This window comes from Thiocapsa sp., assembly GCF_018399035.1.
In the GTDB taxonomy this organism is placed as follows: domain Bacteria; phylum Pseudomonadota; class Gammaproteobacteria; order Chromatiales; family Chromatiaceae; genus Thiocapsa.
The window spans coordinates 62,269-75,185 of record NZ_CP073760.1 but is presented as its reverse complement, the minus strand read 5'-3'; the positions used below and the strand labels follow the sequence as shown (position 1 = coordinate 75,185).

11 protein-coding genes are annotated in these 12,917 nt (G+C 65.7%); 4 read left to right on the top strand and 7 right to left on the bottom strand.

What is annotated here, in order from left to right:
• Positions 1-93 precede the first annotated feature (93 nt).
• The 6 genes from KFB96_RS00345 to KFB96_RS00320 all read right to left on the bottom strand — a co-directional run bounded on the left by KFB96_RS00345 (position 94) and on the right by KFB96_RS00320 (position 9,028).
• Positions 94-2,967 carry a FimV/HubP family polar landmark protein gene (locus KFB96_RS00345; protein WP_300971197.1) on the bottom strand — a complete coding sequence of 958 codons (2,874 nt, stop codon included), beginning with the start codon at positions 2,965-2,967 and terminating at the stop codon, positions 94-96.
• Positions 2,968-3,129: 162 nt separating this feature from the next.
• Positions 3,130-4,245 carry an aspartate-semialdehyde dehydrogenase gene (gene asd, locus KFB96_RS00340; protein ID WP_213458435.1) on the bottom strand — a complete coding sequence of 372 codons (1,116 nt, stop codon included), beginning with the start codon at positions 4,243-4,245 and terminating at the stop codon, positions 3,130-3,132.
• Between the two features lie 274 nt (positions 4,246-4,519).
• Positions 4,520-5,593, bottom strand: coding sequence for a 3-isopropylmalate dehydrogenase (gene leuB, locus KFB96_RS00335; RefSeq protein WP_213459764.1), 1,074 nt, complete (start codon positions 5,591-5,593; stop codon positions 4,520-4,522).
• A gap of 208 nt (positions 5,594-5,801) precedes the next feature.
• The gene (gene leuD, locus KFB96_RS00330) at positions 5,802-6,464 is read right to left on the bottom strand and encodes a 3-isopropylmalate dehydratase small subunit (RefSeq protein ID WP_213458434.1); all 663 of its coding nucleotides are present in this window, start codon (positions 6,462-6,464) and stop codon (positions 5,802-5,804) included.
• Complete coding sequence (gene leuC / locus KFB96_RS00325; RefSeq protein WP_213458433.1) at positions 6,464-7,867, bottom strand: 3-isopropylmalate dehydratase large subunit; 1,404 nt, start codon at positions 7,865-7,867, stop codon at positions 6,464-6,466. The genes leuD and leuC overlap by 1 nt, the downstream gene beginning before the upstream one ends.
• Before the next feature lie 57 nt (positions 7,868-7,924).
• Positions 7,925-9,028, bottom strand: a complete 1,104-nt coding sequence (locus KFB96_RS00320) for a metallophosphoesterase (protein ID WP_300971196.1) — start codon at positions 9,026-9,028, stop codon at positions 7,925-7,927.
• A gap of 79 nt (positions 9,029-9,107) precedes the next feature.
• Here KFB96_RS00320 and KFB96_RS00315 point away from each other — a divergent pair, with 79 nt between their 5' ends.
• The 4 genes from KFB96_RS00315 (at position 9,108) to KFB96_RS00300 (ending at position 11,731) form a co-directional block, all read left to right on the top strand.
• Positions 9,108-10,103 (top strand): serine/threonine protein kinase, encoded by a 996-nt coding sequence (locus KFB96_RS00315; RefSeq protein WP_213458432.1) that lies wholly within the window; start codon positions 9,108-9,110, stop codon positions 10,101-10,103.
• Positions 10,104-10,143: 40 nt separating this feature from the next.
• Complete coding sequence (locus KFB96_RS00310) at positions 10,144-11,034, top strand: alpha/beta hydrolase (RefSeq protein ID WP_213458431.1); 891 nt, start codon at positions 10,144-10,146, stop codon at positions 11,032-11,034.
• A 34-nt stretch (positions 11,035-11,068) separates the two neighbouring features.
• Positions 11,069-11,395 carry a DUF4342 domain-containing protein gene (locus KFB96_RS00305; RefSeq protein ID WP_213458430.1) on the top strand — a complete coding sequence of 109 codons (327 nt, stop codon included), beginning with the start codon at positions 11,069-11,071 and terminating at the stop codon, positions 11,393-11,395.
• A 135-nt stretch (positions 11,396-11,530) separates the two neighbouring features.
• Positions 11,531-11,731, top strand: coding sequence for a hypothetical protein (locus tag KFB96_RS00300; RefSeq protein ID WP_213458429.1), 201 nt, complete (start codon positions 11,531-11,533; stop codon positions 11,729-11,731).
• Positions 11,732-11,792: 61 nt separating this feature from the next.
• Here the strand turns inward: KFB96_RS00300 and KFB96_RS00295 are convergent, their stop codons facing one another.
• A complete protein-coding gene (locus KFB96_RS00295; RefSeq protein ID WP_213458428.1) occupies positions 11,793-12,566 on the bottom strand; it encodes a hypothetical protein in 774 nt (257 codons plus the stop codon).
• Positions 12,567-12,917 lie beyond the last annotated feature (351 nt).

The following is a 12,917-nucleotide window of genomic DNA, read 5'->3' as shown; positions in this document are numbered from 1 at the left end:
CAGCGACCGGCCCCGATCCCTCGGGCGCTGGCGTTGACCCCGGGATCGGCCCCGATGTCGGCACCGCTATCGACACCGGGGTCACCTCGGCATTCAGGCGAGTGTCCTCAGCATGTCTTGCGCCTCGCTGCGCTGCTCCTCGCGACCATCCGCGATGACTTCTTCGAGGATATCCCGCGCAGAGGCGAGGTCGTCCATATCGATGTAGGCCCGTGCGAGATCGAGCTTGGTGGCATTCTCGTCCCAGATCCCGGAGTCCATCGCCCATTGCTCGGCGAGCCCGTCGTCCGGGGGCTCGCGCACATCCGGCAAGGGCTCGCCGCCGGGCGCATCGCCTGCGGAAGGACCGACCTCGTTCTTCGGGAGCGTCAGGCTCGGCAGCGACCCTTCGGACTGCGCCTTCGGACTGACCACCGGCGGTGATCCGGCGTCCAGGAAGGCGTCGAGATCCAAATCGCGGGAGTCGCGAAGATCGTCCAGCGTCAGGACCAAGTCGGACTCTTCGGAAAGCCGGCCCCGAGGATCCCGATCCTCGGTGCCCGGCGGAGCAGACAGATCCTGCAGACCGGACAGCTCGGGCAGATCAAGCGGACTGTCCAACGCGGAATCGTCGAACAACAAAGGAAGATCCTCGTCCTGCGTCGGCGGGAACGACGTCTCGGCCACCGGGGGCGGTGTCGCCGTTCCGGGAGTTGGCCCGGGACTCGGCCCGGGACGAGGTTTGGACTCGAGCTCGTCGAGATCGAGCCTGAAGAAATCGTTGTCGTCCTCGCGGCTCTCGCCGGACAACGCATCGGCGGCACCCTCCAACGCAGAGAGATGCGGACCGGGCCCCTGAGCCGGGATGCCTGTCGCCTCGGTGATCGGCATGGTGGCCCCGGGATCCCAGGTTCCGCCTTGCTCGACCACCGCGGCGATGGCGCTCAGGCGCTCCCAGCGCGCCGGCTCGGCGGTGTCCGCGCCGGTGGCCTTGAGGTGCTGCATGAGCTTGCGCAACGCCTCCGGATTCTCGGATCCCGCATAGACCTCGGCCAGCTTGAATTTCACGTCGAGACGTCCGGGGGAGCGTTTGAGCTCGCGCTTGAGCAGATCCTCGGCCTCCTTGTAACGTCCGTAGGCGATATAGATATCGGCCTCGGAAAGCGCATCGGCCTCGTCGGTCTCCGCCTCGAAATGCCCGAACGCGGTCAGCTGGGAGGACGACGTCAGCAATCCGGAGTCGCTCTGCGGCTCTCGCTCCGTTGGCTCGGGCGCAACCGGCTCCGGCTCGCTCGGCGGCGCGCGGCCGGCGTCGGCCGGCGTCCGGTCCACAACCTCGGCCGGCATGGGTTCGGGCGCAACCGGCTCGGACTCCGGCTCCTGGAGGGAAACGACGGCGGAGTCGATACTCCACTCGTCTTCATTCTCCTCCTGCTCGCGGCGACGACGACGCGCCGACACCAATGAAAACGCGAGGACCCCCAAGGCGGTCACCCCGGCGAAACCGGCCAGCGGGAGAAGATAGGCATGCCAGGCAGAGGTGGGCGCGGGAGCGGTGTCCACCGCAGTCTCGAGCTCCTCGCCCACGACCGCCGCCGGGACCGCCGGGGATGCCTCTGTTTCGGTTTCGACCTCGGCGAGACTCGGTTCGGCGCCCGCATCGACGTCCGGAGCCTCTTCGCTCGGGGCCGTCGCGATCTCCTCGGAGATCGACTCAGCGCCGTCGGTTGCGACGATCTCGGTCTCCGCGACCACCGAATCGGGCGCCTCCGCTGGAGGTTCCGAATCGATCTCGATCGATTCCCCCGGCGCGCCCCCCTGCAGCCGCGCTACCTCGCCGTCTCTCAGTTGCAGCAGGGCCTGGATGTCGGCGAGCTGCGTCTCCAGCTCGCGGACCCGCTCGCGAAGCTCCTCGGTCTCCTGACGGGCCGTTTCACTCGCCTCGATCACCAGCAGGAGCTCCTGCTCCAGATCGGTACCCAGTGACGGCATGCTCGCGGAATCCCGAGCGGTATCGTCGGAGGATGGTGCCGACGGGACCTCAAGGGTGACGGGGACGGTGCCGGGAACCCCACCGGCTGCGCCCGCGATGCGCAGACGCGCGCTCTGGGCCGCTGCCGCGTCGTCGATCCGCGCTACCTCGGTGATGGGCGAACGACGCACCGTACCGCCCTGCAGTGCCGTCTGAAGCTCCGCCGCCGCTGCGGCCTCGTCGAGCGCAAATAGTTCAGCACGCGTGGGGATGACCAGTGTCTTGCCGGCGATCAAACGCTCGATGTCGCCGTTGATGAAGGCGTCCTGATTGTTGCGGTACAGCGCCAGAGCGGTCTGGGCCGTCGTCGCGTCCCCGGCTTGAGCCCCGCGCGCCAGTCGCAGCAGCCCCGTCCCGGAACGTACGGGACCGAAGTAGGCGGGAAACCCATCCGCCCCGCTCGGGATCCGGCGGTCCGGCTGCGACGGGGGCCGATCCACGGCATCGCTGCGCGGCGGTGCCGGGTCGGAGCGCGCGGCCGATCGCGACGGCGAAGGGGACGTCGCCGGTCGAGGATCCGTGATGGCGGGCGGGCGGACCACGGAGGCACGGCGCTCGGACATCGACGGCGGATCCAGGAGGACCGTGAATTCCTTGGTCAGTTGGCCGGCCGGCCAGACGACCTTCACGAGGAAGTCCATGAAGGGCTCGCGGATCGGCTCGCGACTCGTCACACGAATCACCGCGCCGCCGCGCGCGGAAGCCTCGGGCTTGAAGGCAAGCCCGGTCAAAAAGTGGTATCGCTCGACCCCCGATTTCGCAAAGGCATCGGGGCCCGCGAGCGATGCATCGACGGTGTCGAGCTCGTCGGATTTGACGTCGAAGAGATCGATCTCGCCGACGAATGGCTGGTTGAGGGCGGACTCGGTGCGTAATTCTCCGAGGCCGAGGGCAAAAGCGTCGGAGCCCATCAGGGCCAAGACAATGAGCGACGCCTGAATGACCTGACGAGACATCCGCATCCCTCGTGCGCTGGCGGCATCGAACCGCCGGAATTGGGAGAGCCGGCGGCCGATGGCTCGTCCGGCTCGAATTTCCCCTGAATCAACCAGACTATATCCGAACGCCTCCGTGCAGACCAAGAACCCTGTATCCGCCCGAGATCGAAGGCGACCGGGTCAGCGTGCGAGCGAGATCCGCAGCATCCGCCGCAGGGGCTCGGCAGCACCCCAGAGCAGCTGATCGCCGACCGTGAAGGCCGTGAGATAGCGCTCGCCCAGGTTCATCTTGCGCAGTCGACCGACCGGGACCGTCAGGGTGCCGGTCACCGCGGCCGGCGACAGGCCCTGCACCGTCTCTTGCCGATCGTTGGGGATGAGCCGCACCCAGTCGTTGGACGCCGCGATGATCTGCTCGATCTGCGGGATCGAGCAATCGCGCGCGAGCTTGATGGTCAGCCCCTGACTGTGGCAGCGCATGGCACCGACGCGCACGCACAGACCGTCGATCGGCACCGGATCGCCTTCGCGACCGAGGATCTTGTTGGTCTCGGCCATGCCTTTCCATTCCTCGCGGCTCTGACCGTTCGGCACGGCGGTGTCGATCCAGGGGATGAGGCTGCCGGCCAGAGGAGCCCCGAAGTTCTCGGTCGGAAACGCGGTGCCGCGCATGGTCTCGGTGACGCGCCGATCGATCTCCAGGATGGCGGATGCCGGATCCTCCAGCAGCGGCGACACCGCACCGTGCAGCGCGCCCATCTGGGACAGCAGCTCGCGCATGTTTTTCGCACCCGCGCCGGAGGCGGCCTGATAGGTCATGGCGCTGACCCATTCGACCAGACCCTCGCGGAACAGCCCGCCGATCGCCATCAGCATCAGGCTCACGGTGCAGTTGCCGCCGATGAAGTCGCGCTTGCCCTGCGCCAAGGCGGCGTCGATCACGGGCTGGTTGACCGGATCCAGGATGATGGTCGCGTTCGGGTCCATGCGCAGCGCCGAGGCCGCGTCGATCCAATAGCCGTCCCAGCCGGTCGCGCGCAGCTTGGGGTAGATCGCCTTGGTATAATCACCGCCCTGACAGGTCAGGATGAGGTCCATCTCGCGCAGTGCATCGATGGACTGGGCATCCTGCAGCGGGCGTGCACCCTGCCCGACGTCCGGGCCAGGCTGACCGACCTGCGAGGTGGTGAAGAAGACCGCCTCCGGGATCAGGTCGAAATCGCCCTCCGCCCGCATGCGGTCCATCAAGACCGAGCCGACCATGCCACGCCAGCCGATGAATCCGACACGCTTCATGGGAGGTACTCCGTAGTCGTTGGTGTATGTGTTTCAAGGCTGGTGGCGGCCTGCCGCTCGTGTAGCGCTGCAGAGATTCCGAGACCGTCCGAGATCATCTTCGTTGTCGTTGTCGTTGTCGTAATCGTGGACGTAGTCCTATCGATGGTCGATTACGACAACGACAACGACAACGAACAGGCCGCGTAGGTTGTGCCGAGCCCCGCGAGGCACAACCAACCGTCGGCGCGAGTTGTGCTTCCAATCGCCAGCACAACCTACGGGCTGGTGGCTCCTAAAGCGCCGCCACCACCGCCTCTCCCATCTCGGCGGTGCCGACTTGGCGCATGCCGCTCGACATGATGTCCGCGGTGCGCAGGCCCTGATCCAGGACCTTGGAGACTGCGGCCTCGATGCGCTCCGCGGCGGGTACGGCGTCGAGCGAATAGCGCAGCATCATGGCGACCGAAAGGATGGTGGCGAGCGGATTGGCGACGCCCTTGCCGGCAATATCGGGCGCGGAGCCGTGGATCGGCTCGTACATGCCCTGCCCTTTCTCGTTCAGGGACGCCGAAGGCAGCATGCCGATGGAGCCGGTCAGCATGGCCGCACAGTCCGAAAGGATGTCGCCGAAGATGTTGCCCGTGACCATCACGTCGAACTGCTTGGGCGCACGCACCAGCTGCATCGCAGCATTGTCGACGTACATGTGAGACAGCTGGATCTGGGGATAGTCGGCAGCCGTCTTGGTCGCGACCTCGCGCCACATCTCGGTGCATTCAAGCACGTTTGCCTTGTCCACGGAACAGACCTTCTTGCCCCGCTGCATGGCGATGTCGAAGGCAACGCGACAGATGCGCTCGACCTCGGACTCGGTGTAGACCATGGTGTTGAAGCCGCGACGCTCTCCCGAGGGCAGGGTCTCGACCCCGCGCGGCTGGCCGAAATAGATATCGCCGGTGAGCTCACGCACGATCATGATATCAAGCCCGGAGACCACCTCGGGCTTGAGCGTGGAGGCATCGGCCAACTGCGGATAGAGGATCGCCGGGCGCAGGTTCGCGAAGAGACCGAGACCCGCGCGCAGACCGAGCAGCCCTTTCTCGGGACGCTTCGAGATGTGCAGCGGCTCCCATTTGGGTCCGCCCACCGCGCCGAGCAGGACAGCATCGGATGCGCGCGCGGCCTCCAGCGTCTCCTCGGGCAGCGGATCGCCCGCGGCATCGTAGGCCGCGCCGCCGACCAGCCCGTCCTGCAGAGAGACATCGATGGCCCCTTCCGCCTGCAGGACATTCAGGACCTTGACGGCCTCGGCCACGATCTCCGTGCCGATCCCGTCACCCGCCAGCACCAATATCTTCTTGCTCAATGGTTTCTTGCTCAATGGTTTCTCGCTCAATCAAGTCTCGTGGTGTGCCGCTCTTAAACCGCGCCCGGCGCGGTATGCGTCGTTTGTTGGAGTGGTGGCTTGACCGCACCAGCTCCGACGACTGTCGGAGCTGGCGCGGTTCAACAACGATTCAAAACCACCGAAAGACGTAGGATGGGTAGAGCGCAGCGAAACCCATCCTCACCACTCAAACGCCCAATCCGGGTGGCGGCACGGAAAAGAGCCAGGGCGCCTCGCGCCGACGGCGCTCCTCGTAGTCACGGATGACATCCGCCTGCTCCAAGGTCACGCCGATGTCGTCCAAGCCATTGAGCAGACGTTCCTTGTTGCCTGCGTCGACCTCGAACACAATGCGGGTACCGTCGTCCAGCATGATCACCTGCTCGGGAAGATCGACGCTGATCCGCAGTGCTTGGGCCCCGTTCGCCAGGGCAAAGAGGTCATCGACGATCTTGGAGTCCAGAACGATCGGCAGAAGACCGTTCTTGAAGCAGTTGTTGTGGAAGATGTCGGCAAAGCTCGGTGCGATGACGACGCGCAGCCCGAAATCGGCGATCGCCCAGGGCGCGTGCTCGCGCGAGGAGCCGCAGCCGAAGTTCTCGCGGGCCAGCAGGATCTGCGCGCCTACGTATCTCGGGTCGTTCAGGACGAAGGTCGGGTTGAGCGGCCGGTGCGTGCAGTCCATCCCGGGCTCGCCGCGATCCAGATAGCGCAGCTCGTCGAAGAGATACGGCCCGAAGCCGGTGCGCGCGATGCTCTTCAGGAACTGCTTGGGGATGATGGCGTCGGTGTCGACGTTCGAGCGGTCGAGCGGCGCGACGATGCCGGTGAAATTTTGGAAGGGTTCCATCAGAGCTCCCTCACGTCGACGAAGTGACCGGTCACCGCGGCAGCGGCGGCCATCGCGGGGCTGACCAGATGGGTCCGACCCCCCTGACCCTGCCGGCCCTCGAAGTTACGGTTGGATGTGGAGGCGCAGCGCTCGCCCGGCTCGAGCCGATCGGCGTTCATCGCCAGACACATGGAGCAGCCGGGCTCGCGCCACTCGAAACCGGCCTCGGTGAAGATGCGGTCCAGGCCCTCGGCCTCGGCCTGTGCCTTGACCAGGCCGGAACCCGGAACGACCAGCGCCAGTTGAATGCCGTCAGCGACCTTGCGGCCCTTGACGACCTCGGCGGCGGCACGCAGATCCTCGATCCGCGAATTGGTGCAGGAGCCGATGAAGATCTTGTCCGGACGGATGTCGCGAATCGCGGTGCCGGGCTCAAGACCCATGTAATCGAGCGCGCGGCGGATGCCTTCGGCCTGCACCGGGTCTTGTTCGTCCTGCGGATCCGGGACCTGACCATCGATCGGGACCACCATCTCGGGCGAGGTGCCCCAGGTGACCTGCGGCTGAATGGCCGCCGCGTCCATCCGGACCACGCGATCGAAGTGCGCGTTCGAATCGCTGACCAGGGTGCGCCAATGCGCGGCTCCCTGCTCGAAGAGCTCGCCGGTCGGGGCATAGGGACGGCCGCGCAGATAGGCGATCGTCTTCTCGTCGACACCGATCAGTCCCGCCCGCGCACCGGCCTCGATCGCCATGTTGCAAACGGTCATGCGCCCTTCCATCGAGAGTGCGCGGATGGCGTCGCCGGCGAACTCGATGACCGACCCCGTTCCGCCGGCCGTGCCGATCTCCCCGATGACGGCGAGCACGATGTCCTTGGCGGTGACACCCGGTCCGACCTGCCCGTCGATGCTGATCAGGAGTGTCTTGGACTTGCGCTGGATCAGGCACTGGGTCGCGAGCACATGCTCGACCTCGGAGGTACCGATCCCGAACGCGAGCGCACCGAAGGCGCCGTGAGTCGAGGTGTGGGAGTCGCCGCAGACGACGGTCGTGCCCGGCAGCGTAAAGCCCTGCTCCGGGCCGATGACATGCACGACGCCCTGGCGCGGATCGGACATCCGAAACTCGGTGATCCCGAACTCGGCACAGTTGCTGTCGAGCGTCTCGACTTGGATCTTGGAGACCGGATCGGTAATGCCGGCCGCAAGATCGCGCGTCGGGACATTGTGATCCGGCACGGCCAGATTCGCCGCGACCCGCCACGGTCTCCGACCGGCCAGACGCAGCCCCTCGAAGGCCTGCGGCGAGGTCACCTCATGAACGAGCTGGCGGTCGATGTAGAGCAGGGCCGTGCCGTTCTCGTCGAGATGGACGACATGCTCGTCCCAAAGTTTAGCGTAGAGGGTCTTGGCACCCATGGCTCCGGCCTCGAAACAAAAACGAATCGCGAAGGATAAACGCCGGGGCAGTCAAACTCAATTGCTGCGGCGCAGCATGTCGATTGGTGCGGGTCTCCGGACGCCGGCCGGATGAGAGGGAATGCTTTCCGGGAGAGTCGGTCGTGTAAGCACCCGGATCACGGCCGTCGATCGTGGCAGGCCGGTCGCGTCAGGCCGCGGATGCATCAACCGATCCCGCGAGATCGGATACATCTCGCTGACCCCGAACGGCTCCTCCGCCCGCGGGTCGACACTGATCCAGACCCCGCCGACCACGGGCGAGCCCGGGACCTCGGTGCGCACGAAGCGCTTGAAAGGCTCGCCCGTCGCGGGGTCGATGAGGGGTCGATCGTGCTTGAAGCGATGCGTGTCACCGTGGATCGCGAGCACCGGTCCGGGATAGGCGCTCATCAGCTCGACGAGCGCACGCCGCAGGCGAACAAAACCTCGCGCCGGCCGGGCCTTCTCGAACTGGGGATTCGCGTGAAAGATCATGACCATTGCGGTCGCGTCGCGCTCCACGGCCAGCTCGGCCGCATGGCGCAGAAGACGCACATTCGCGGCATCGCGTGCCTCGAGCTCGGCCACCGCAGCCGGATCATCGGGCGCATAGCCGTTGTTGCTGCCGACGACATGGACCGTGACGAAGAGGACCCCGTCGCGGATGAAGATGTAGTTCTCGGGATAGTCGGTCGCGTCGGCACCCTCGCCCCGGACGACACCGAGACGATCGAGCCGGAGCACGCCCGGATCCCCGTAGAAGACCTCGCGCACCCGCGCCAGCCGCTCCCGCGGATCCTTGGCGCCGGCGCTCTCGCGGTGACAATCGGTCCACTCGTTGTCGCCGGGCGTGAAGACGACGGGCACGGCCCGCGCCCGAAAGAGATCCGCGACCTCCTCGAGGTTGGCGTCCGTGCAGGGGCTGCTGCCGGACTTGATGTCGCCGACATGGATCAGGAAGGGCGTCCCTTCGGCCTCGGCCGTGTCGAAAAGAGCGCGAAGCTGCTCGGTCTCGGCGTCGAAGTAAGGCAGATCGCCCGCAGCGAAGAAGCGCAGCGCCTCGGCCCAGGCCGACGATGCGCTCAGAAGTAAGAGCAGAGCGGCCGGCCAAACGCCGAGCCGTTTCGAATGTCGTTGCATGACTTGGGTACTCCCGCGATTCCATCGATAAGGCATCCGTTTTCCGACCCCGCGGATCGGGATCCGTTAGAATCGGGTCATGATAACGCCCAATCCCACCCCTTACGCCGATCTCAGCCCGGATCTCGTGCTCACCGCGATCGAGAGCCTCGGGCTGCCCACCGACGGGCGCATGCTCGCACTCAACAGTTACGAGAATCGCGTCTATCAGATCGGGATCGAGGATGCGCAGCCGCTCATCGCCAAGTTCTACCGGCCCGGACGCTGGAGCGACGCGGCTATCCTCGAGGAGCACGGCTTCACCCAAACCCTGGCCGAGCACGAGATCCCGGCGGTGCCGCCGTCGATCATCGACGGCGGCACCCTGCACGCCTATGCCGGCCACCGCTTCTCGCTCACGCCTCGGCGCGGCGGTCGCACGCCCGAGCTGGATGACCCGAGCGTCCTCGAGTGGCTCGGGCGTCTGCTCGGACGCATCCATGCGATCGGCGCACTGGAGCCCTTCACGCACCGCCCGACGCTCGACATCGACACGTTCGGCGAAGAGCCGCGGGCCTTTCTGTTGGGGCACGATTGGATCCCGAAGGACCTGCTGCCGGCCTACGAGAGCGTCGTCGAGCATGCGCTCGTCGGCGTGCGCGCCTGCTACGAACGCGCCGGCTCGCCGGCCTTGATTCGGCTGCACGGGGACTGTCATCGCGGCAACATGCTCTGGACGGATGCCGGCCCGCACTTCGTCGACTTCGACGACGCGCGCATGGGCCCGGCCATCCAGGATCTCTGGATGCTGCTCTCGGGCGATCGCGAGGAGATGAGCGGACAACTGGCCGACGTCCTGGCCGGCTACGAGGACTTCTTCGAGCTCGACTACCGCGAGCTTCATCTGATCGAGGCGCTGCGCACCCTGCGCATCATTCACTACGCCGCCTGGCTCGCCCGACGCTGGGAGGATCCGGCCTTTCCCGCCGCCTTCCCCTGGTTCGGCGCACCGCGTTTTTGGGAGGATCACATCCTGCAGTTGCGCGAGCAGATCGCGGCGATGGAGGAAGGGCCTTTGTGGGCGAGTCCGCCCTGATGCATCCACACTCCCGATCGGCCGCCGAGACACCCTGAGCATGCTCGGACTCCCGCCATCCGTCTCGGGCCTCATGTCCGGTCTGCTCTCCGGTCTCGGCTGGATCGCATCGGCGATCCTGCTGCTCAATGCCGCGCTGTGGCTGCTCCAACCCGGCATGGTCTTCTACCCGACCCGCGCGCTCGCGGCGACGCCGGCCGACTGGGGCCTCGCGTTCGAGGACGTCGAGCTGACGGCCGAGGATGGCACCCGGCTCCATGGCTGGTACATCCCGCACCCGGACGCGACCCATACCCTGCTCTTCTTCCACGGCAACGCCGGCAATATCAGCCATCGGGGCGACTCGATCGCCATCTTCAATCGGCTGGGGCTGTCGGTCCTGATCATCGACTACCGCGGTTACGGGCGCAGCGCCGGACGCCCGAGCGAGGCCGGTGTCTATCTCGACGCACGCGCCGCCCGAGATCATCTAGTCGAGGTGCGCGGGGTCGACCCGAAGCGGATCATCATCTTCGGACGCTCGCTCGGTGCAAGCGTGGCCGCCGATCTGGCCGCGCGCGTCCCCTCGGGCGGGGTCATCCTGGAGTCCGGCTTCAGCTCGGCACGCGACATGGCGCGCCATCTCTATCCCGGACTCCACCGCGTTCTCTACCTGCGCTTCGACTTCGATGCCGCCGAGCGTCTGTCGCGCGTGCGCAGTCCGGTCTTGGTCCTGCACAGCCCGCACGACGAGATCGTGCCCTACTCCCTAGGCCGGAAGCTGTTCGAGGCCGCGCGCGAGCCAAAGCGACTCGTCGATCTGCGAGGCGACCACAACAGCGGATTTCTTGCCAGCCAACCCGACTATGAACGCAGCCTTGCGGCCTTCATCGGCGCGCTCGGGCCGTCCCAACCGCCCGAAACGAGTGACGAAACGGCTCGAACCCGCTAGGATGCCCGGCCAACCCAGACCGCGGATCCCGACCATGCGAAACGACAAGACCGGCAACCGAGGCGGACGCGGCACGACCGAGGAGATCACCGTGATGGGCAGTGCGCTGGTCGAGAAGGTGAAAGCGCTGATCCAAGAAGGCAACGTTCGCCGCCTGATCATCCGCCGCCCGAGCGGTGAGGCGTTGGTGGAGATCCCGCTGACGGCCGGGATCGGCGTCGCCGCGCTCTTGACCCTCCTGGCGCCCGTGCTCGCTGCACTCGCCGCTATGGCCGCGCTGATTGCCCAGTTCCGCGTCGAGATCCAGCGCGACCCCCAGGAGCGATTCCGCAACCCGCGCGACCTCGATCAGGACGATTAAACCGCGCCCGGTGCTGTTAGCGCCGTTTGCGGGAGTGTCTTGGCCGCGCCAGCTCCGACGACTGTCGGAGCTGGCGCGGTTTAAAATGTTAAACATGATTCGAAAACACCCGCCAGACAACAGAAGAGAACCACGATGAACGAAGTCAAGAAGACCGCCGAGTACCGGATCTACCAGAAAAACTCCGGTCGCTATGCCGTGCAGACCAAGGGCAAGCAATGGCTCCACGGCGAAGACAAAGAGAAGATCCTGCTCGACGAGCAGCTGATCACGCGCTTGCGGCCCAAGGCGCCGCCGGCACCCGAGGCAGCCGAAGAGACCGCAGCCGCCGAGTAATCCAAGCTGCACCGCAAGGGTATGGTGGACATGCGAGAGCGACGTCCACCTCCCGTCGGCTTCAGATGCGTCGCTTTACCCGCAGGGGAGCGATCGGCAACATGATCAAGAAGCCGATGCCCGTGAACAAGGCCATCCAGGTCGCGAAGCCGAAGAGCCGACGGACGCTCAAATTGGCCTTGTGGAGGATCTCGAACTCGTCGAGATAGACGGTCTCGCAGGCGCCGTTGCCCGTATCCTCGCGCGTCAGGCTGGTCCCGCGCGCATAGCCGTTGCCCACGTTGACGTACTCGGCCAAGACACCCTTGAACCGGATCTGATCCCCCGGCTCGGCGGACATCAGGGCATCCTTGATGGCCCGATCGTCGGTCAGGAGATGGTTGTTGGACAATGCGTCCATTTTGAATCGGGCGGTAACCGCCGGATCCGACCAAGAGGCCCAGCAGGTCCAACTGTCGTTGCGGAACCGCATGTCGCGATAGACGCCCGACGCCACGTTCTCGCCCCAGACCACGCAGAGATCCCGCAGGTTGAGAAAATCCTTCCAGCTCTTGTGATGCCAGATGTTCTTCATCGCATCGGCATTGCTGTAGCTGACCACGACCCCGTCGAGCGCGTACTCGGCCTTCGGATCGATCCGGTACTCCTGATCACGCACCCGCACCCTGAAGGGCTCGCGATCCGTCGGCGTCTGAATCGGGGCCGCGAGCCTGCTGCGATCGAAGGTCTCGGGCGCCGGGAGACCATCCTTCTGCCAATAGGTCAGCGCGAGCAGCACGAGACTGGCGAGGAAGAGCCATTTGAAGGCCGATTCGAGAAAGCATGTGATCGGCACGTCGATCGACTCCGGTGTCGTGTCGGGCAGGGTCAGATAAGGTCGAGAATGTCACGCGGCTGCAGGCCCGGAGCGAGATGCTCACTTTCGAGTGGGCTCGACGTTTGGTGCATCCACGGCCCTTAGCGGGGACGCGGTTAAAAATAATATATTTTTGAATATCTTAAACCGCGCCGACTCCAGCGGTCGTCAAAACTGCCGGGGCCGATCCCATCCAAAAACATCGCATACCGCACAGGGCGCGGTTTAAGCTTGAACATAATGTAAGCAAAGGTCACGCCTACTCGACCCTGATGGATCCACTCAACGAGGCCGATGACTCCGAACGCGTCCCAGCACCCGAGCCCGCCG